14 protein-coding genes are annotated in these 21,186 nt (G+C 67.1%); 5 read left to right on the top strand and 9 right to left on the bottom strand.

The annotated features are described in order from the left end of the window. Positions 1–229: 229 nt before the first annotated feature. From ACH4S9_RS23230 to ngcE, 3 genes are all read right to left on the bottom strand, one after another. Complete coding sequence (locus ACH4S9_RS23230; RefSeq protein WP_311723875.1) at positions 230–1,102, bottom strand: carbohydrate ABC transporter permease; 873 nt, start codon at positions 1,100–1,102, stop codon at positions 230–232. 136 nt (positions 1,103–1,238) lie between these two features. Continuing rightward, positions 1,239–2,198 (bottom strand): sugar ABC transporter permease, encoded by a 960-nt coding sequence (locus tag ACH4S9_RS23225; RefSeq protein WP_311723876.1) that lies wholly within the window; start codon positions 2,196–2,198, stop codon positions 1,239–1,241. 156 nt (positions 2,199–2,354) lie between these two features. Continuing rightward, complete coding sequence (gene ngcE / locus ACH4S9_RS23220) at positions 2,355–3,791, bottom strand: N-acetylglucosamine/diacetylchitobiose ABC transporter substrate-binding protein (protein ID WP_311723658.1); 1,437 nt, start codon at positions 3,789–3,791, stop codon at positions 2,355–2,357. A gap of 345 nt (positions 3,792–4,136) precedes the next feature. On the opposite strand from ngcE, the gene ACH4S9_RS23215 reads away from it, so the two are divergent. Both ACH4S9_RS23215 and ACH4S9_RS23210 read left to right on the top strand, forming a co-directional pair. Then, the gene (locus tag ACH4S9_RS23215; protein WP_311723659.1) at positions 4,137–4,655 is read left to right on the top strand and encodes a hypothetical protein; all 519 of its coding nucleotides are present in this window, start codon (positions 4,137–4,139) and stop codon (positions 4,653–4,655) included. A 201-nt stretch (positions 4,656–4,856) separates the two neighbouring features. Continuing rightward, a complete protein-coding gene (locus tag ACH4S9_RS23210; protein WP_398373728.1) occupies positions 4,857–8,726 on the top strand; it encodes a GH92 family glycosyl hydrolase in 3,870 nt (1,289 codons plus the stop codon). A 61-nt stretch (positions 8,727–8,787) separates the two neighbouring features. Here the strand turns inward: ACH4S9_RS23210 and ACH4S9_RS23205 are convergent, their stop codons facing one another. Further along, positions 8,788–9,102 carry a hypothetical protein gene (locus ACH4S9_RS23205; protein ID WP_385348265.1) on the bottom strand — a complete coding sequence of 105 codons (315 nt, stop codon included), beginning with the start codon at positions 9,100–9,102 and terminating at the stop codon, positions 8,788–8,790. Between the two features lie 197 nt (positions 9,103–9,299). Here ACH4S9_RS23205 and ACH4S9_RS23200 point away from each other — a divergent pair, with 197 nt between their 5' ends. After that, complete coding sequence (locus ACH4S9_RS23200) at positions 9,300–10,154, top strand: helix-turn-helix domain-containing protein (RefSeq protein WP_385348268.1); 855 nt, start codon at positions 9,300–9,302, stop codon at positions 10,152–10,154. A gap of 84 nt (positions 10,155–10,238) precedes the next feature. Next, positions 10,239–10,436, top strand: coding sequence for a DUF397 domain-containing protein (locus tag ACH4S9_RS23195; RefSeq protein WP_385348271.1), 198 nt, complete (start codon positions 10,239–10,241; stop codon positions 10,434–10,436). 625 nt (positions 10,437–11,061) lie between these two features. On the opposite strand, the gene ACH4S9_RS23190 is transcribed toward ACH4S9_RS23195, so the two are convergent. The 4 genes from ACH4S9_RS23190 to ACH4S9_RS23175 all read right to left on the bottom strand — a co-directional run bounded on the left by ACH4S9_RS23190 (position 11,062) and on the right by ACH4S9_RS23175 (position 18,838). After that, entirely contained in the window at positions 11,062–15,747 is a 4,686-nt protein-coding gene (locus ACH4S9_RS23190) for a putative T7SS-secreted protein (RefSeq protein WP_398373727.1), read from the bottom strand. Then, positions 15,747–16,328: a hypothetical protein gene (locus ACH4S9_RS23185; protein ID WP_398373726.1), complete on the bottom strand. Its 582-nt coding sequence runs from the start codon at positions 16,326–16,328 to the stop codon at positions 15,747–15,749. Before ACH4S9_RS23185 ends, ACH4S9_RS23190 begins: the two co-directional genes overlap by 1 nt. 705 nt (positions 16,329–17,033) lie before the next feature. Continuing rightward, on the bottom strand, positions 17,034–17,276 hold the full coding sequence (locus tag ACH4S9_RS23180; protein WP_398373725.1) for a hypothetical protein: 243 nt from the start codon (positions 17,274–17,276) through the stop codon (positions 17,034–17,036). A 986-nt stretch (positions 17,277–18,262) separates the two neighbouring features. Next, the gene (locus ACH4S9_RS23175; RefSeq protein ID WP_398373724.1) at positions 18,263–18,838 is read right to left on the bottom strand and encodes a TetR/AcrR family transcriptional regulator; all 576 of its coding nucleotides are present in this window, start codon (positions 18,836–18,838) and stop codon (positions 18,263–18,265) included. Between the two features lie 92 nt (positions 18,839–18,930). Here ACH4S9_RS23175 and ACH4S9_RS23170 point away from each other — a divergent pair, with 92 nt between their 5' ends. Beyond that, positions 18,931–19,866 carry an NmrA/HSCARG family protein gene (locus tag ACH4S9_RS23170; RefSeq protein ID WP_398373723.1) on the top strand — a complete coding sequence of 312 codons (936 nt, stop codon included), beginning with the start codon at positions 18,931–18,933 and terminating at the stop codon, positions 19,864–19,866. 632 nt (positions 19,867–20,498) lie between these two features. Here ACH4S9_RS23170 and ACH4S9_RS23165 read toward each other — a convergent pair. Further along, entirely contained in the window at positions 20,499–21,065 is a 567-nt protein-coding gene (locus ACH4S9_RS23165) for a methyltransferase domain-containing protein (protein WP_311723675.1), read from the bottom strand. Positions 21,066–21,186: the final 121 nt, after the last annotated feature.

Raw genomic sequence — 21,186 nt, 5'->3', positions numbered from 1 at the left:
GTCATGGAGGAATTGCCGTTCGGAAACAGCGACTTGTCTCCCGGGTTGTCGCCGGGAAACTACGGGCACCTTACAGGCGCGTACCGCGCGGGTGAGAGGGATTGACGGCAACATCATCGCCGAATGAGTAAGAGCCGGGCCCCGCCCTTCCGCGTCAAACGGAAAGGCGGGGCCCGGTCGTGGTCCGTGTCGCGCCGCTATGGCAGCGTCGTGGCGCTACCCGGCGCTGCTACTTGAGCGCCCCCGCCGTCAGGCCGGCCTGCACCTGACGCTGGAAGACGATGTACACCCCGAGCACCGGCAGCATCGCCAGCACCAGCCCCGCGAACAGCGCGGACCAGTCGCCCTTGTACTGCTGGCTGGCCGCCAGCTGCACCAGGCCCTGCGTCAGCACCCGCTTGTCCTCCTCCGTGTTGAGCACGGTCGGCAGCATGTACTGGTTCCACTGCCCGAGGAAGTTGAAGATGCCGACGCTGATCAGGCCCGGCTTGGCCATCGGCAGCATGACCTGGAAGAACGTCCGGGTCTGCGAGGCCCCGTCGATCAGCGCCGCTTCGGCCACCGACGTCGGCAGCGTCTTGAAGAAGGACGTCAGGAAGAAGACGGTGAACGGCAGCGAATAGGCGATATAGACCAGAATCAGCCCGTGAAAGGTGTTCAGCAGGCTCATGTTCCGCATGACGAAGAACAGCGGGACAAGCGCCAGAATGACCGGGAAGCTCATTCCGCCCACGAACAAGTAGTAGATGAAACGCTTGCCCGGGAATTCGAAGCGGGCCAGGATGTACGCCGCCATCGACCCCAGCAGCATCGTCCCGATCAGCGAGCACCCCACCACCAGGACGGTGTTGAGGAAGAAGTCGCCGATGTTCGACTTGTTCCAGGCCCGCGCCCAGTTGTCGAAGTGCAGTGTGGACGGCAGGCCCCAGGGAGAGGTGAAGATCTCCTTGTCGGTCTTGAGCGAGCTCATCACCGCCCACAGCAGCGGCAGGGTGACCAGCAGCGCCCAGATCACCAGCATGCCGTGCGAGAAGACGTTGAGGACCTTCCCCTCGCCGCCGGCCCGGCCCCCGGGCGCGGAGCCCGGCGGGACCTTGCCCATCGGGGACGTCGCGCCCGGCGCCTGGGCTTCCTTGGTGGCGCCCGGGAGCTCCGAGGGCTGTGCTTGCGCGGTCACTGTGCTACCCCCAGATGGGCGGAGATACGGCGGATCCGGTGTACGGAAGCGGGCCTGGCCATCAGTACTCCAGCCGTTCGCGCCGACCGAGTTTGCCCACGATGACCGCGAAGATCAGGGTCACGATCAGCATCGCGACACCTATGGCCGTCGCACGCCCGGCCTGCCCGTCGCGGAACGTCTTGGTGTAGACCATGTAGCCCAGGACCTGGGTGGAGTCCGCGGGTCCCCCCGGCCCCACGGTCATGATCTGCACCACGGCGAACGCGTCGCAGGCGAGGATGCCCATATAGATCCAGCCGGACTGGACCGTGTCCCACAGCAGCGGCAGGGTGATCCTGAAGAAGGTCGTGATGCGGTTGGCGCCGTCCAACAGCGCCGCCTCGTAGAAGTCCTTGGGAATGGCGCTCATTCCGGCGGAGAACAGCACGACGTAGAAGCCGACGTTGGACCAGACCATGACGACCATGAGGCACCACAGCGCGAGCTTCGGATCGGCCAGCCACTCCTGCTCCAGCGCATCCAGCCCGATGCCCCCCAGAAGCGCGTTGAGCGCGCCGTTCCGCGGGTTGTACGTGAACTGGAACAGCAGGGCGACGATGGCGATCGAGAGCACCTGCGGGAAGAAGTACACGATCTTGTAGAAGCTCGACCCGGCCACCCCGGAGACGGCCCCGTTCTTCTTTCCGCGGCCGCCGACATTGAGCATGAAGGCGAAGAACAGTCCCAGGCCGAGCGTCACCAGCGGCACGACCAGCAGCAGAAGCAGGTTGTGCCCGACGGCTTTCCAGAAGAGGTCGTCGTGCAGCATCCAGTCGTAGTTCTTGAACCCGACCATCTTGAAGTCGGAGCTCAGGCCGGTCCAGTCCGTGAACGAGTAATAAATGGACTGGACGAACGGCGAGATCACGAAGATCGCATAAACGACCACCGGCACGGACAGGAATCCCAGCGGGAATCCGTACTGCCGGTACGCGCGCTGAATCTTCTGCCGCGTGGACAGCTTGACGCGCGGGGGCATGACACCCGGGGTTTTGACCACTGGCTGCCCAACGCCCGGGCCCTTCGCGACCGCCGCCGTGGCCGTCGCCGCCGCCGACTGGCGCTTATCGTGCTGCATCTCTACCGACCTCGGTCTTTCCCTGCGGACAGGGCCGCTGGTGACGCTCGGACCTCATCAGGCGTGCTTGTACTTCTTGACGGCGTCGTCCTTGGCCGTGTCGTCGGCGAACTTCTGGATCTTCTTGATCGCCTCGGCCGGGGTCATCCGGCCCGCCATCATCTCGCCCAGCGCGCCCACGCCGATCTGCTGCTTCTGGAGCGCCACGTACCAGTCCTGGAGACGCGGGTTGACGACGTTGTCCCCGGCCTTCTTCAGCGCTTCCTGGGCGGACGCCAGGCCCGGGGGCAGGGTCAGGCCGTCGGTGCCGCCGTTGAGCGAGGTGAGCGAGGAGACCTGCTTGACGAAGTTCTTGGTGGACTTCTCGCCGAGCATGATGCGGAGCAGCTCCATGCCGCCCTCGGGGTTCTTGGCCGCCTTCGGCACGATGAAGGGCTCACCGCCGGAGGCCCAGATGGTGCCGAACGGCATCTTGTCGCCGCTGTCCAGGCTGGACGGCGCGCTGACGGCCATCTGGAAGTTGTCGGGCGTGGTCTTCTTCGCCTCGTTCTCGACCCAGGAGCCGTTCGGGATGAACAGCGCCTTGCCCTCGGTCCACGCGGTCTGCGACTCGATGTGGGTCAGGCCCGGGCTGCCCTTGAGGATGTAGCCCTTCTTGTAGAGCTCGTAGTACGCCTCGAAGGCGGCCTTGACGGCCGGGTGCTTCCAGGCGTTCGGCTCCAGGTTGTCGATCGCGGTCAGCGTCTCGGGGCCGCCGATCTTCGCGATGAAGGGGTAGAGGCTGAACGGCATGTAGTACGGGAACTTGCCCGGGTAGGTCCAGCCGGCGACGCCCTTCTTCTTCGCCTTCTCGCAGACCTTGAGCATGTCGTCCCAGGTCTCCGGGTACTCCGCGTCCAGCTTCTCCAGGTTGGTCTTGGAGTACCACACGCCGTAGACGGTGTAGGCGTAGTACAGGATCCACACCGGCTTGCCGTCGAACTGGCCCATCTCCACGACGCCGGGGCGCAGCGTGTCGCGCACCTTCTTGCTGGGGTCGTCCACGGAGGGGGCGTCCAGCAGCGGCGTCAGGTCGGTCAGCTGGTTCTTGGCGACCAGGGTCCCGAAGTCCATCTGCTCGGCGCCGGAGTTGTCGATCAGGTCCGGCGGGGTGCCACCGTTGAACCGCGGCTGGAGCACGGTCTGGATCTTCTGGGTGGCCGAGTGCTTGATCTTGCCATCGGTCTTCGGGTACGCCTTCGCGTACTCGGCCTCGGCGTCCTTCGCGTACTTCTGTCCGAAACCACCGTCGAAAATGACGACGTCGAGCGCGGCGCTCTCATTGACGGCAAGCGGGTTCTTGTCGCTCTTCTTGCCCTTGTCGACCTTGTTTCCGTCGTCGTCACCGCCGCTCGCACAGGCAGTCAGCATGCTGATGGACGGCACGGCTACCAGTCCGAGCGCCGCGGACCGCTTGATCAGGTCGCGACGGCCGAAATCTGGGGTGGATCCCATGCTCAAGTCCTCGCCTTCGTCAGGACTCAGGCGGTGTAACGGTTTCCCGTACATACTCGCCACCGGCGAGGGGCCCGACACCGCGGGTCAGTTGAAGCGTGATTCGGAGTATTGCTGAGTGTGCTCCGGGGAGCACGGAGGCCCGCAGAGGCGGGCGCGACGTGGGGCCGCATGACGGCCTCCCCCCGGGGCGACAGGTATAGTCCACTTGGCCTCAAGTGGGCAAGATCGAATGGTCATTGGGTCGCAGTCTTTCCCGAGTTGAGACCTGTCCGACATACCGTAGGGGACGCAGCCCGTGCGGCACGCCGCCGTGCGCGTGAACCAACAAGAAAGGCGGCCCCTGTGGTCCGGAAGCAATTCCCCTTCGCCTCCACGCTTGTCGTGGTCGCGACACTCGCGTCGATTTCGGCGTGCGGCTCCAGCGGCGGGGGCGGATCCTCCGCCGGTGACGCCAAGGGCGGCGCGGCGATCGGGAAGGGCATGGCCGAGCTGCCGGTGGAGCCGACCGAGTCGCCCACCCCCACCGAGGACCCGACCGAGGACCCCACGGACACCCCGACCGGCGGCGGTGGACTGGTCAGCCCGGACATCAAGATGGGCAACTGCGGATGGGGCTCGACCGGCATTCCGTACGCCAATGTGAAGATAACCAACTCCGACTCGACCACGTCCTACTACACGCTGATGGTCGGCTTCGTCGACAGCAAGGGCGAAGTGGTGACCACGGCCTTCGAGTCGGACGCCGAGGTGGCCGGAAACGCCAGCAAGACCGTCAAGGTGGTCGCGCTCGAGGCGGACTCCTCCAAGAAGGCCACAAAGTGCCGGGTCTCCCTCGGCACCAAGTCCAAGACCGCCGCCTGAGCCATCGATGAGGACCCGGGTGCGGGAGCGGCCCCAGGGAGCGGCCACACCCCCACCGCGGCCGGTCCCACCCATCCGGCCCGTTCGCTCACCCGGCTCCGAAATCCCCTACACATCCTTGACACCACCGGGGCGGCCCCTCCCTACTTAACTCTGCGCTACGGAACAGACAACGTTGTCTAGCTCGTGGAGACGCGGAGCATGCGACTGAGACGCCCCAGCCCCAGACCATGGCACGCACCCCGACGACCGGCCGCCCTGGTGGCGGCCGTTGTGTTGACCCTGACGGCGCAAGGCGCGGCGGCGGCCGCCTCGCGCGGTGAGCCCGCCGCCCCCGCCCTCGCCTCGCCCTTCGAGTCGTCCTTCGAACCGAACGACCCACAACCGGACTGGCGCAACACGGTCGAGACCGGCCCCGACGGCGAGAAGAAGGCCTCCGGGGTCGACGGCGGATACAGCAGCGGCATCCCCGGTAATGTCACCGACAAGGTCACCGCGATCCGGGCCAACGGGGAGAACACCGGCGGCGGCGAGGTGAAGGAGAACCTCGCCGACGGCGAGTCCAGCACCAAGTGGCTCGTCTTCGAGAAGACCGCCTGGCTGGAATTCGACCTCAGCGATCCGGTCAAGGCCGTTCGCTACGCCCTCACCTCAGCCAACGACGCCCCCGGCCGCGACCCCGCCGACTGGACCCTCAAGGGCTCCGCCGACGGCTCCGACTGGAAGACCCTCGACACCCGCGAGAACCAGTCCTTCGCCTCGCGCTTCCAGACCCGCGAGTTCACCTTCGACAACGAGACGGCCTACCGGCACTACCGGCTGGAGATCTCCCGCAACGCGGGCGACGACATCGTGCAACTGGCCGAGGTGCAGTTCGCGACCGCCGACACCACCCCGCCCGCCCCCGCCGATATGCGCACCCAGGCCGACCGCGGCCCGGCCGGCTCCCCCACCGCCAAGGCGAACGCCGGCTTCACCGGCACCCGCGCCCTGCTGTACGCGGGCACGCACAAGCCGGACGGCCGGGCGTACTCGTACAACAAGATCTTCGACGTGAACACGGCCGTCACCCGCGACACCCTGCTCTCGTACCGGATCTTCCCCTCGATGCCGGAGACCGACCTCAACTACCCGGCCACCCATGTCTCCGTCGACCTCGCCTTCACCGACGGCACCTATCTGAGCGACCTGCCCGGCGCGGTCGACCAGCACGGCGCCCGACTGAGCCCCCAGGGCCAGGGCGCCTCCAAGACGCTGTACGTCAACCAGTGGAACCACAAGGAGTCGCGGATCGGCGCGGTCGCGGCGGGCAAGACGATCGACCGCGTCCTGGTCGCGTACGACTCGCCCAAGGGCGCCGCGAAGTTCCGCGGCTGGGTCGACGACATCTCCATTGCGCCCAAGGCCCCCGAGAAGCGCCTGAAGCATCTGTCCGACTACGCGGTCACCACCCGCGGCACCAACTCCAGCGGCAGCTTCTCCCGCGGCAACAACTTCCCGGCCACCGCCGTCCCCAACGGCTTCAACTTCTGGACCCCGGTGACCAACGCGGGCTCGACCAGCTGGCTGTACGAGTACGCCCGCGGCAACAACGCCGACAACCTCCCCACCGTCCAGGCGTTCAGCGCGAGCCATGAGCCGAGCCCCTGGATGGGCGACCGGCAGACCTTCCAGATCATGCCCTCGGTCGCGTCCGACGTGCCCGACGCCGGGCGCACCGCCCGCGCCCTCCCCTTCCGCCACAGCAACGAGACCGCCCGGCCGCACTACTACGGCGTGACCTTCGAGAACGGCCTCAAGGCCGAGGTCACCCCCACCGACCACGCCGCGCTGCTGCGCTTCACCTACCCCGGCGACGACGCCAGCGTCATCTTCGACAACGTCAACGGCGACGGCGGGCTGACCCTGGACGCCGAGAACGGCGTCGTCACCGGCTACTCCGACGTCAAGAGCGGCCTCAGCACGGGCGCGGGCCGCATGTTCGTCTACGGCGTCTTCGACGCGCCCGTCAGCGCGGGCGGCAAGCTGTCGGGCGGGGGCGGCAAGGACGTCACCGGATACTTCCGCTTCAAGCCCGGCGCGGATCGTACGGTCACCCTGCGGATCGCCACGTCCCTGATCAGCCTCGACCAGGCGAAGACGAACCTGGACCGCGAGATCCCGACATCGGCTTCATTTACGCAGGTCAAGTCCCGCGCGCAGGCGGCCTGGGACAACATCCTGGGCCGGATCGAGGTAGAGGGCGCGACCCGCGACCAGCTCACCACCCTCTACTCCAGCCTCTACCGGCTGTACCTGTATCCCAATTCCGCTTTCGAGAACACGGGGACCGTCGAGAAGCCTCGATACCAATACGCGAGCGCCTTCTCCAAGCCGACCGGCGAGAACACCCCGACCCACACCGGCGCCAAAATCGTCGACGGCCGGGTCTACGTCAACAACGGCTTCTGGGACACCTACCGCACCACCTGGCCCGCGTACTCCCTGCTCACCCCGAAGCGGGCCGGTGAGATGGTCGACGGCTTCGTCCAGCAGTACAAGGACGGCGGCTGGATCTCCCGCTGGTCCTCCCCCGGCTACGCCGACCTGATGACCGGCACCAGCTCGGACGTCGCCTTCGCCGACGCCTACCTCAAGGGCGTCGACTTCGACGCCGAGGCCGCGTACGAGGCCGCTCTGAGGAACGCCACCACCGTCCCGACCTCCGGCGGCGTGGGCCGCAAGGGCATGGACCGGTCGCCCTTCCTCGGCTACACCACCACCGACACCCACGAGGGCCTGTCCTGGGCGCTGGAGGGCTACCTCAACGACTTCGGCCTCGCGAAGATGGGCAAGGCGCTCTACGCGAAGACCAAGAAGGCCCGCTACAAGGAGGAGTCCGACTACTTCCTGCGCCGCGCCCAGAACTACGTGAAGCTCTTCGACGACAAGGCGGGCTTCTTCCAGGGCAAGGACGCGGACGGCCAATGGCGCGTCGAGTCCGGGAAGTACGACCCCCGGGTCTGGGGCTACGACTACACCGAGACCAACGGCTGGGGCTACGCCTTCACCGCCCCCCAGGACAGCCGGGGCCTCGCCAACCTGTACGGCGGGCGTTCCGGCCTCGCGAAGAAGCTCGACACCTACTTCTCCACCCCCGAGACCGCCTCCCCCGACTTCGTCGGCTCCTACGGCGGCGTCATCCACGAGATGACCGAGGCCCGGGACGTCCGCATGGGCATGTACGGCCACAGCAACCAGGTCGCCCACCACGCGGCATACATGTACGACGCGGCCGGCCAACCCTGGAAGACCCAGGAGAAGGTCCGCGAGGTCCTCTCCCGCCTCTACACCGGCAGCGAGATCGGCCAGGGCTACCACGGCGACGAGGACAACGGCGAGCAGTCCGGGTGGTACGTCTTCAGCGCCCTGGGCTTCTACCCGCTGGTCATGGGCGGCTCCGAGTACGCGGTGGGTTCGCCGCTGTTCACCAAGGCCACGGTGCACCTGGAGAACGGCCGCGACCTGGTCATCAAGGCGCCGAAGAACAGCGCGCGGAATGTGTACGTCCAGGGGCTGAGGGTCAACGGCAAGCCGTGGGGCTCGACTGCGTTGCCGCATGACGTGCTCGCGCGCGGCGGGACGCTGGAGTTCGACATGGGCGCCAAACCCTCCAAGTGGGGCACGGGGAAGGGCGCGGCGCCCTCGTCGATTACAACGGACGACAAGGTGCCTGCGCCGCGCCGCGATGTGACGGTGCCGCCGAGCGGGGGTTCCGCGCTGCTGGACGACACGTCGAAGACGGAGGCGTCGTTCGAGTCGCTGGACCTTCCGTTGGCCGAGCGCACCCGGGTGGTCCAGTACACGCTGACGTCCTCGGCGGACAAGGCGAAGGCCCCATCGGGGTGGGTGCTCCAGGGCTCCCGCGACGGCGAGAAGTGGACGGACGTGGACCGGCGGTCGGGCGAGTCCTTCGCATGGGACAAGCAGACGCGGGTCTTCTCGGTCAGCTCGCCGGGGTCGTATGAGCAGTACCGGCTGGTGCCGGACGGCGGCAAGGCGACGCTGGCGGAGGTGGAGCTGCTGGCGTAGTTGGTTTGCGCTCGGCACGGGCCGCGTCGTCCCCGCGGGGGTGGCGCGGCCCGTGTGCGTCTCAGGCCGCCTCGGCCGCCTCGAAGCTGGGCACGGAGGGCGCGGCGAACCAGAGCAACCGGGCTGTGATGTCGCCACGGCGCCCGAACCACCAGGTGGCCCGCTCGGGTGACTTGAGGCTGAGGCGGTGTCGGCCGTCCACGGTGACGACGTGGGCGCTTCCGTCGTCGTACGCCAGTCCCCAGGCGGCGATCTCGCCGTCCGGCTCGCCTGGGGCCGCCTCGTACTGGACGGTGACGGCGAAGACGCGCGGGGCGTTGTCCAGGGCGAGTTCACACAGCTCTTTGTCGATGTCGAGCGGGGGTTCATTGGCCATGGAAGTCTCCCGATCCGGAGGGGAATTGGACCAAGGCGAAGCCGTGCACATACGGTGGCGCGACATCGCCAGCCGAAGTGGCTTGCGTCACACCGTAGCGTGAATTGTGGGCTGCATCCCACACTTCTTGCAGATGGAGCCCAAGTACGCCCGTTAGGGTGACACGCACGCCTCGACCGATCATGGAGAGATCGCCCATGGCCTCGACCAGCCGCCCACCAACCGTGCGACAACGACGCCTTGGCGCCGAGTTGCGCAGGCTCCGCGAACGCACAGACATGTCCGCCACCGAGGCCGGTACGCACTTCGGCGCCAGCCAGTCACGCGTCAGCAGCATCGAGGCAGGGCGTTACGCGGTGAGCGCAGACCGGGTCCGGGCGCTGGCCAGTCTGTACAACTGCGGGGATCAGGAGCTGATCGAAGCGCTCACGGAGTTGACCGGGAGACAGACCCGGGGCTGGTGGGAGCAGGACCGGGAAGTGCTACCGGCAGGGCTACTCGACCTGGCCGAGCTTGAGTATCACGCCACGTTCGTGCGTGTCGCCACCATGGTTCATATCCCAGGGTTGCTCCAGACCAGGGACCACGCCCGCGCACTGTTCGACTCCACTGTGCCACCGCCCCCGCCACACGAGGTAGAACACCGCCTGTCATACAGGATCAAACGGCAGGGCATCCTTCACGGGGCGGAGCCGACACCGTTTACAGCGATCATCCACGAAGCGGCCCTGCGATTGGGGTACGGAGGTCCCACCGTCGCCCGCGCTCAACTTCAACATCTCATCGACATGGGCGAACAGGACAACATCAATGTGCTGGTGATCCCATTCGGGGCGGGACCCCTGCCCGGTTCCGGTCAGCCCATTGACTACTTCGGCGGTTCCGCCCCTCAGCTCGACACCGTCTCACTTGACACAGATCTCGGCGCACAACTACTCGACGCGGAGGCACATCTCATGAAATACCGGAGTGTCCTGGAACGGTTCGAGAGCTACGCGCTCAAGCAAGATGCATCCCGCAGCCTCATCCACCACATCGCACAAAACATCTGACAAGGAGGGGCCTTGCCTGCCCTGACCTCTTGGCGAAAGTCGTCCTACAGCCACGAAGGATCCAACTGCCTCTACGTAGCCAGATTGCCGATTGACTGGCAATCGTCCTCCTACTGCGGCGAGGGAAACAGCTGCGTAAACGTCGCCACCCCCACCCCCGACGCCGTCAAAATCCGCGAGAGCGACGACCCCGACATCACCCTCACCACCACCCCCGCCACTCTCGGCGTCTTCATACGCGCGGCCAAGAAAGGCCGATTCGACCACCTGTACAGCAACTGACTCGCTCACTCCCACCCGCAGGGAGGAACCTAAGTTGATGGCGATGTCGTGCCGTTGCCTGCCTATCTCGCCCGCAACCCATCGAACGTCTTGGGACGTGTTGCCCATGCCCTCATGACAGAACTCCTCAAGAGTTACCCGGACCTGGCAGAGAGGAAGAGCGCTGTTCGGGTCATAGACCTTGGAATAACCCAAGGCGGAAACAACTTGGGAGTCGAAATCCAGGGAACTCCGCTTATCCGAATCGAGCTGCGGGGCAGCACTGCCCGATACAGTCTGACTGCCCGCTGACAGCCGTCCCTGAAATCCCGGGCGGGCCCATCGCGGAGTGACTCGGCGCAAACCGAGTGACCCGGCTCGTCAGTCAGAACGCACGAATTCAGGGATGCCGATTAGCGCCTCTGGATCATCGAACGAACGTGCATCGATTCCCTCAGGCACTTTTACTCGTGACACAGAAGCTCCATGCAAGCACGATTCGCACCAGACCAGAGCATAGCCTACACGGGTTTGCAAGTTTGCAATATATCGAAAATCGATCCGCCGGCGTCCGCAATTTGGACACGCGGTCTCGCTTGACCCTGTATTACTTACCTGCAAGAGCGTCTTTAGCCATGCCTCCCTGTTACTCACTGGCCAGGGTCCCATTGTGATAGTTCCAGAACTGGTATTCCGAGGCATAGGCAGCACGCTCCCAAGCGTGTTCCTGTTCAAGCGACTTCGATGGGCCATATAGATCGATCTGCATGACATGCATTCGTTCGTGTCCGATGGTCTTCACCAAATTCTCCTTCGACGAGAAGGCGTCTGGATACAGAGTGATCGTCCTGTCTGGTGCCGTGTGTCCGTATAGATCTCGGCCGATCAGATCCGGGTCTCGGTCAATTCTCACTTTCACACCTTCGAGTCCGACCCCGGCCTCCTTCGCTACCTGATTAACGACACGCTTCTGCATCGCTATCGGAAGGTCGCTGAACGGTCCCGTATTCGATGTTCGCCGTTCCAGGCCCTTCCCAGCGCCTTCTCTGGCAGCAGGGCAAGGCGCAAGTCCGAAGGGGTCAGTCCAGGTGTGAGGGTTGTGGATGTAGGTGGCGGGATTGGGGGCTGGAGTAAGGCCTAGGGGGTCAGGGGTGAGGTAGCGGGCGGTGGTGGGGTCGTAGTAGCGGTGGTGGTTGTAATGGAGGCCAGTTTCCGGGTCGTAGTACTGGCCAGGGAAGCGAAGAGGGGTGTAGGTAGTGCTGGTGGTGGCCCAGGTGGTCGCCCCCCAGAGGGTAGTGCGGGTGTGCCAGGCGATCCCGCCAGACTCGTCGATGAGTTCCGTGGGAGTGCCGACGAGGTCCGTGACGACGGCGAAGAAACGCCGGTCGATCTCCTGCTGGGTGGTGGCCTCGGTGATGCGCTCCGTCTGGGCGATGGGGTGCAGGCCATCGTGGTCCCAGGTGAGGGTGACCGGGTAAGGGAGTTCGGCTGTGGTGGTGGTCTGTTCGACGAGAGTGGAGCCGTCCCAGGTGAAGTCCACCCGCTCCAGGACAGTTTCACGGTCCGCCCCCAGCCGCTGCTTGGCGGTGCGACGGCCGAAGGAGTCGTATAGGTAGCGCCACAACCTGCCGTCGGGAGTGATGACGGAAGTAAGCCGGTCTTCGGCATCCCAGGTGTAGCGCCAAGTGTCGGGCTTCGTAGACAGCCGGGTCTTCTGTCGGAGGGTGAGGCGGCCCGCGGCATCATGCTCGTAGCGGATGTTGCCCGCGCCGGTGATCTGGGTGCCGATGTAGGTGCGGGTGCCGGTTGCTTCCTGAGCAGGATGGGCGCTGGGCCAGCTGGCCTGGGTCTGGTTGCCCGCCTCGTCGTACGCATACCTCTCGGTCCAGTCCAGCGCCTGAACGGTGGTGACCCGACCTGCCCCATCAAGGTCGAAAGTGCGACGGCCGGAGAGTTGGTCGTCGATCGCGGTGACATAGCCGTCGGCGCGGTAGGTGTAGGTGCGGCGCTGGACCAGTCCGAGGGTCGGTCCCGTCAGGGCCTGTTCGGTGAGGCGGCCAGCCCGGTCCCACATATGGGAGAGGGACAGTTCGTCCCCAATGCGACGAGTGACCTCGCGGCCTGCGGCGTCGTAGTCGAAGGCGACGGTATGGCCGGAGGTGGTGAGTGTGGTGCGGTTGCCTGTCGCGTCAAAGGTGTACGTGGTGGTGGCGCCGGTGGGCGTGGTGCGACGGATGCGGCGTCCCAAGGCGTCATAGGCGTGGGTGAGGACCCGGCCGTTGATCATTTCGGCCTTGACGCGGCCCATACGGTCGCGCTGGTACACCACTTCTGAATCTGGGCCGGTGGCCTGGAGGAGGCGGCCTGCCGGATCGTAGGTGTACCGGGTGACGCGACCGTCGGCAGCCTTGCTGACAATGCGCCCCGCAGCGTCGTGCTCGTAGTGGAGCGTCTGGCCGAGCGGATTGGTGTGCTCGGCGAGGCGGCCTGCCGCATCGTGGGTGTAGGTCAGGGTGCGGTCGTCGAAGTCCGTCTCCGCGACCAGGCGGCCGGCCGGGTCATAGGTGTACGACCAGGTCAGGCCCTGAGGGTTGGTGACCTGGGTCAGCCGCAGGTGAGCGTCATGCGTGAACTCATAGCGCACGCCATCCGGTCCGGTTCGGGCGGCCAGCAGGTCGAAGTGAGTGTACTCGTACGAGGTCACCCCACCCGCCGCGTCAACGCTTCGCGTGCAGTTGCCCTCGCCGTCGTACGTCCAGCTCTCCGTCGTCCCGTCCGGGCCGGTGCGGGCAGCGAGTTTGCCCTCGACCGTCCACCGCAGGTGTGCGGTGTGGCCCAGGGGGTCGGTGAGGACCACCGGTCGGCCGAAGGGGTCACGCTGGTAGCGGGTGGCGGCGCCGAGGGGATCGGTGATCTCCACCGGTAGCCCCGCCGGGTCACACATCACGCCTGTGGTTTGCCCTAGCGCATCAGTGATGGCGATCAAGTGGCCACGGTCGTCATAGGCGTAGCGGGTGGTGTGGCCGGTCGGATCGGTGACGCTGGTGCGGTGGCCCGACTCGTCGTAGGTCTGGCTCCATGTGGCGCCGTCCGGGCCGGTCACGGACGTCGGCAGACCCAGGGCGTTGTACGCGGCGCTGGTCTCATGGCCGTCCGGGCCCGTGATCTTTGTGAGGTGGCCTGCCTCGTCGTACGTGTAGGCGGTGATGTGTCCGAGCGGGTCGGCATGAGTCAGGGGGCGGTCGTGGCGGTCGTAGGTGGTGCGGGTGGTGTGACCGAGCGGGTCGGTGACGGCGACGATCTGGCCGGCGTCATTGACCAGGTAGCGGGTGGCGTGGCCGTCGGGGGTGGTGACGGTGGTGATGCGGTGGCCGGTGGCCTGGTCGATGCGGTCGTAGTCGATGCGGATCGATATGTGGCCCGCTTCGCCGCCTTCGGCAATGCAGCGGTCGCGGTTGTCGTAGACGTAGTCGTAACGGCGGTCGTTGGTGTCGGTCCAGGAGATGACACGGCGCTCGTCGTCGTACTCGAACCTCAGCGGCAGACCGGAGGAGTTGATGACCTCGGTGAGGTTGCCCTCGGTGTAGCCGTAGCCGAGCAGTTCCTGGTCGGTTCCGTCGGAGGCGGCACCTGCCAGGTGGAGGGCGGTGATCCGGCCGTCCTGGGTGGTCAGCTTCAGGTGGTAGCCAGCCGAGTGGATGATCCCGAGGGGGGTGCCGTCGGGGTCGTATTCAAAGGTGATGAAGTTGCCGGAGCGGTCCGATATCTGCTCCAGCCGCGCGACCCCGTCAGCCTCGTCGTTCGGGCCGGTGAAGTGGCGGGTGTGGCCGGTGGACGGGTCGGTGAGGGTGTAGTCGCCGTGTGCGTCCCGCTCCAGCGGCCAGCGGGGGCCTGCGTTCGGGAGCGTGGGCAGGTCGGGTGCGGGGTGGGGGTAGGACAGCAGCAGGCCGTCCTCGCTGATGAAGACGACCCCTTCGGCGTCGACCTCCAGTCGCTGGTCCGCCGTGCTCGACCACGACGGGCCGAACCAGCGTCCCGCCGGGTAGCCCGACTCCACCCGGCGACGGAAGATCAGCGGAAGCACGCCCGGCAGGGTCACGTCCGTCTGGGGCAGGAACATCTTGCCTGTCGCCAGATCGACCGGGTCTGTGCCATCGGTGGTCTTCTTGGCGTCCTGCGTGCCGTGGGCGTTCGGTCCGTCCTTGTCCAGGGACTTGCGCGCGCCGCTCCGCCCACGCCGACCGTACTTGCCCGCCGTGGCGCCCTTGCGCGCCGCGCCGATCCCCTTGGCACCCACCACCTCGGGGAGGAGCCTGCCCGCGCCCTCGGCGGGGTCCTTGGCGAACCCCTCCAGCATCTGCTTGCCCGCGCCGAAGGGGTCGCTGGCCAGGGTGACCAGCCCCGCCGCCGTGTTGTTCAGGCCCGTCGCGTACTCGGCCGGGTGCAGGATGTTGTACGGGTCCAGCGGGTTGAGGCTGCGCGCGAAGCCGATGACCCCCGCGCCGCCCTTGATCACGCCCGCCGTGAAGTGCGTGGCGTCGAGTTTCAGGCCGGTCAGGCCGTCCTCCGCCTGCTCGAAGTACGACGGCTTGGGCGGCGCGGCGTCCCGGGCGGCCTTGACCGCGGTGCGGGCCGTATCCGCCGCTTCGTTGCGCTGGCGGCGGGCCTCGTCCAGCTTCTCCTGCGCCGCCTTGGCCTTGCCCGGGCCCGGGTCGGTGAACTTCCCCGGCTTACAGGCGTCCTTGCCGTCCTTGATAGCGGCGTTGTACGCGTCGACCTGCTCGTTGTAGGCCGTTCTCGCCTCCTGCGAGGCCTTCTTCGCTGCCTTATAGGCGTCGATGGCCTCCTGCGCCTGGGTCTGCGCCCACTCCACCGTGCCCGCGAAGGTGTCCATCGCGGTGGCGGCCTTCTCGCACGCGTCGGCGGCCTTGAACCACTTCTTCGGCTCGACCGCCACCTCCTCGCGGAACGCGTCCGCCGCCTTGCCCTTCCAGTGCGCCGAGTCCAGCCGCTTCAGACCATCCCCGACATCCGTGAACGCCTTCTTGAAGTCCCGCAGATGGCTCGCCGTCGAGCGGATCTTGCTCGCACTGCCATAGATCAGCTTCTTGGGGTTCTCGGTCTCGTCCAGCTGCATCTCGGCGACATCCGCGCCCAGCGTGTTCGCCGCCGAACGGGACTTGTCACGCAGCCAGTCCGCTCCGCTCTCCCAGCCGACCTTGTCCAGCCCTTCCGCGAGCTTGTTACCCCCGGCCTCGACGACATTCCCGAGTGCCTCGACACCGTCCTCGACCTTGTCCTCGATGACATCCGGGACCAGATCCCACCCCATCAGCCCGCACCCCCGCCCTGCTCGCCACCCTGCTGGTCAGGCGGAAGCGCGTACTGGGCGATGCTGCTCTTGCGGGAGATCTTGTCGCCCGTGGCCTGCCAGGTCCCCCGGATCTCCTCGCCCGCCTTCTCGTACGACTCCTTGCTGTAGTCCGGACGCCAGGTATCCCCCGAGAACAGCTCGCCCCACTCCTTCTGGGTGACTTCCTCCTCGCTCAGATGCGGGTTTCCGGCCACCGAGTTCGCCACGACCTTGTACGTGCCCTCGATGTACCGGTCCTCCTCCCACTGCATCCCCGCCGCGAGGCCCACCTTCTTGGCCAGCTTGTTCGCGTCCTGGATCAGGCCGCGCACCCCCCACTCCCAGCACTCACAGAAGTCCTCGAAGTCCTTGGCGAGGCCGTTGTGCCCCGCCTCCATCGACGTCAGCGACAACTCCTCGAACCCCGCCCCCTGCACCGCGCCCGTGGCCGACCCGATGTCCTTCAACTCGGCTATCGCCGCCCGCAAGCCCTTCGTGATGTCCTCTAACGCTTCCTTGTCCAGCGCGAGATCCGGCTCCTTGCCACCGCCACCGCTCACCGGGCGCCCTCCCCGGACAGCGCGATGCCCAGGGCACGTCTGAGCTCCTCCACTACACGCGTAGCGAGTTCACAGCAGCCACCCCGTCGTATCGCGATCTGCCCCGGCAGGCTCATCACGCCCCCTCACCCTTCATGGTCGAACCCCCGTGCTACGCAACGGTATTCGACAGACAACGGAGTGTCACCGCCATTTGCGGGCGTGTCACGGGCTCAGTGCGGTGGTTGCGGCCGCTCTGACTGGGTGCGTGTCGCACTCTCAGCGCAGAACGGCCGGCAGAGGGGAGGAAAGGGGGCAAGGAGCCGCCGTTGCCGTCAGGCCTCCCGGTGGCGCGGCGGGTGGGTGGTCCCGCCAACTCGTATCCATCACCAGCTCAACACAGATTTGCGGCGATTCTCTGCATGCGCAAGAAACCTTCATCGCTGCACGCGAGAACAACCTGGAACCGCGCCCGGCCCTTCACGCCACATCTACCAGCACATCCAGGAAGATGTGGCGGCCAAGGCGCGGGCCGCCGCGACGGCGCCGGCCTCCTTGCCCTGCCAGCACGCGCGAAGAGGCGGTGCACGAACCGATACGGGTGTGCACCGCCCCTTCGTACGCCATGCTCAGGAGGCCGCGATACTCCGCACGTTGAGTTCCTCAACGCGCTCCAAACCGGCCTCCTTCGTATCGACCCGCTTCAGGTCTGACCGGTACCGCCGCTCAGGTCGTGTAGTAGAAGGCGTAGCCGTCCTTGCCGCGCGGCTGACAGGTGAACGTGGTTATTGCACCCTTCTGGGCCAGAGTGTTCCCCACGGTCAGGCACTTGCCCAGGCTGCTGTACACGGTCCCCTGGTACGGCAGGAGCGGGCTGGCCGAGGCCGTCCCGGCGCCGAACATGGACAGGCCCACGGCCGCTGCCATGGCGCCGACGACAAGCGTGGCCTTACGGGAAACGGAATTCACTTTCTCTCCACTCTTTTCGATGCCTGAGGTCAGGCATTCCGGAATTCTCGCGAGATCGCCCGATCGGGCCGAACGGGCCGAACGGGCTGAACGGGGCATTCACGGAAGGCGCGGATAATGCGCGATCGGCTCCAGCGGAAAGCGGTTTTACTCGCCTTCCGCTCCTGCGTCCATCCTGTGGATTGCGAATACAGGTGTCGGGACTGCGAGGGTCGGAGCGGCGGCTGCCGCAGCGATCACTCCCCCTGCAGTGAGGGGCTTCTTGATTCGGGACATTGTCCGGCCGGCTCCTTGTGCTGCCGCCATACGTCGGATGGAAACCCAAAGGCCGACATCGCCCGAGAGAGCCGTCACCACTTAAACGGATCACAGTCGAACACCCTGGGGGAATGCGAGATTAGCAGGACTGACTTGTCATTAGGTGACATGATCCGTGCGCACTTTGTTCGCCTGCCCGCCGAAGGGAAACGACCGTACGGCGACTGCCAGGCCGGCCGATCGGGTCGACCCGAGCCGCCCACGTCGCGGCGCCGTACGACCGGGTCCTGGAGCAGTTCGGCTGCCACATCGGGGTCGTTGTCGTGCAGGTGGCGATGCCTGGCGGCGGGCGCCCGCATCACCCTCGGCCCACCGGACATGTCCTACGAACTGTGCGGCCAGTTATGGGCGGAGCCAGAGCCGGATCACGGCAACGGTGACGGTGCGGTGATTCTTCCAACGCCCGCCCCGGCCCATATCGCCTGAAACGATGAGTGTCCGCCACCGGTCACGCGACCCATCGGACAGCGCCTGATTCCTCCGGGCGTCGATCGTCCGGAACAGCGTCTCGCCCACATACCCAACCGCCCCGGCGGCGAAGGGTCATCGTACAGACGTGCCACCGGACCGGCTCGCCGTTGCGGCGGAAACGCAGCTGCTCCACGTCGCTCTCGTCGCGCACCAGCTCGACGTCGGCGGCTGACCACCGCGCCCCCCGTGCACGCCGGTCAGCCGCCGGCGCCGCGCGGCGCCAGCCCCTCCGTCACCAGTGTCAGCAGCCTGTCCATTTCGGCCGCGCCGTTGGGGTGGTGTTCCGTGGCGAGGGCGATGCCCGCGACCACGGTCAGCAGGTCGGCGGCGGTGGCGTCCGCCCGTATGGCGCCCGCGGCGACGGCGCGGCGCACCAAGGGGGTGGCGGCGGTGGCGAGTTGGGTGGCGCAGTGTTCGCCTTCGACGGGGGTGTGGCCGGTCAGGGCTGCCGCCATGCCGCGCGCGCAGGCGACGTAGTGACCGATGGCGCGCAGCCATTCCAGCAGCGCCGCTTGGGGGTCGTCCCGCGCGGTCAGGTCCGCGGCGAGGTCGCACAGGGCCTCGTACCGCTGCTCAAAGACGGCGGCGAGCAGGGCGCCACGGTTCGGGAAGTGCCTGCGCAGGGTCGCCGATCCCACCTGGGCGGTGCGGGCGACCTGCTCCAGCGAGACGTTCGCGCCGTGGACGGCGACCTCCTCCGCCGCGGCGGCGAGCAGGCGCGCGTGGTTGCGGCGGGCATCGGCGCGCTGTGTGCGGGATTGGACGTCGGACACCTTCGTCACCTTCGACCTTTGCTAAATGGCGGACCCCTCCGTATTGTACGCGGTAGATAAATGGCGGACCCCACCGTTTAGGAGGCTGCGGCATGACCACCGCATCCGCACACGCGCCCGTACTCGTCACCGGCGCCACCGGCAAACAGGGCGGCGCCACCGCCCGGGCCCTGCTCGCGCAGGGCATCCCGGTACGCGCCCTCGTACGCGACCCGGGCAGTGAACGGGCCCGCGCCCTGGCTGAGCTCGGCGCCCAGCTCGTCACCGGCGATCTGCGGGATCGCGACGCCGTGGCGCGGGCCGTGGACGGGGTGCGCGCCGTCTTCTCGGTGCAGATGCCGGACCTGGCCGACCTCCAGGGCGACGCGGAGTGGGTGTGCGGGCGCAACCTGATCGACGCGGCGGCCGAAGCGGGTGTCGAGCAGCTTGTGCACACCTCCGTCTCCGGCGCCGGACAACACCGTGAGGAACCCGGCTGGGCCGAGGGGCGCTGGAAGGCGGTGGAGCACTACTACGAGACCAAGACCGCGCTCCAGGACCGGGGGCGGGACGCGGGATTCCGGTACTGGACGCTCCTCAAGCCCGGCTTCTTCATGGAGAACTTCCTCGAACCCGGCTTCATGTTCGGCTCCGATGGCCGCCGACTGGTAACCGTCCTCAAGCCCGACACCGTGCTGAAGCTGATCGCCGTCCAGGACATCGGCCATGCCGCGGCGGCCGCCTTCGCCGACCCCGAGCGATTCCACGGCGTGGAGCTGGAACTCGCGAGCGACGAGCTCACCATGACCGAGGTCGCCGCCGTGCTCTCCCGCGCCAGCGGAACCGAACTGGCCGCGCCGGACATGACGGTGGAGGAGGCCATCGCCGCGGGCATGCCGCCCGTTTTCGGTGTCTCGTACGACCGGCTGAACGTCGTGGGACAGCCCGCGTCGCCGCGGTACGCGCTGGCGCTCGGCCTGAGCGTGACGGGCTTCGAGGAGTGGGCGCGGGAGCACGGGGCGGCTCTGCCGCCGGCCCGTCAGGGGTGACCGCTCGTGCTGCCCCGCGACCGCCAAGGTCACGGGGCGGCATCCGGCCTTGGAGACCAACGGGACAGCCAGTAACGCCAAGCACTTGATCTTGGATGACCGATAGCGCGTGAGGTCCCTTCAGCGCCGAGCGTCGGTCACGAGGGAGCTGACGCGGCTCTCGTACTCCCGCCGGGCCTTGCGCTGTGCCGGGATCGCTGGGTTGCCGTCGAGAGGCTGCCAGCGGGCGAGATGATCGCGGTGGACTGCGCCCTGGAGGGGTGGAGGCGGCTGAAGGTGCCGGACTCCCCCACCGGGCGGGGAGGCCGGAGACCGGCGGAACACGGTGGGGGCGCGAAAATTCGTGGGCGCCGGTCAAGTCCACAGTGCGGCAGACCCGGCGGGCGGCACGCTGGTGGATATGGCGACACCGGCCGACGGCCTCGCGACGCCGGGAACCTGACCGGCAGTCGGCGCAGAAGAGCGGCCACCCCAGCGTGCTGACCGGCGGCGATCGGCCGGGGAGGAGTCCCGCTATCCCTTTCGGCCGTATCTCGGCTGGCTCTCTACTCCGTGTTCTGCGTCCGAGTGCCTGGAGCGTACGGGCCAGGTCAGGGCCTGGGCCTTCCCGGCCGCGGCCCTCGCCCTCGCGGTCACGGCTTCTGGGTGGCCCGGTGCACGAAGGCGGGTGGGAGGTTTGGCCACACCACGGTCGAGCGTTCCAACCGGCTGAAACGGCGGGAAAGTTCGGCGGTGAAGTGACGGGCGGGCGGAGTCCAGGCCGCGTGCAGATAGGCGAAGGTGGTGAACCGGCCGCCGGGCTTGAGGACTTCGGTCACGGCGTCCAGGATGTGCCCGCGCTGTTCCCGTGGCATGACCGTCCACGGCAGCCCGGAGATCACCGCGTCGACCGATTCGCCCACCGCGGCGGCCAGCTCGGCGGCCGAACCCCGTATCACGGTCAGCCGTGTGTCGTGCCGGGTGGCCGACAGCCGTGCCGCGAGCACCGGGTTGAGCTCGATCGCGACGAGTCGTGCGTCGGGCGCGAGCCGGGCGAGGACAGCGTCGGTGAACACCCCGGTTCCCGGGCCGAGTTCGACAACGAGCCGAGCCCCCTCCAGGCCGATGCCCTCGGTCATCGCGTACGCCAGCCGTCGTGAACTGGCCGCTATGGCCCCGGTCATGAGGGGCCGTCTGAGGAACTCGGCGGTGATCGACATGGCGGCCATGGTGGAAGCACGCCGGGTGGCTGCACGTCGTATCCCCGGCCGGTACGTGTACGACCGTGGGAGGACTCCATGGCGCCCGTCGGGACGATGTGGGGGAGCGGCCCCGGCCGTA

This window comes from Streptomyces sp. NPDC021225 (assembly GCF_044332865.1).
GTDB lineage: Bacteria > Actinomycetota > Actinomycetes > Streptomycetales > Streptomycetaceae > Streptomyces.
Note: the sequence above shows the minus strand (reverse complement) of the source record. Positions and strands in the feature narration are given on the sequence as shown.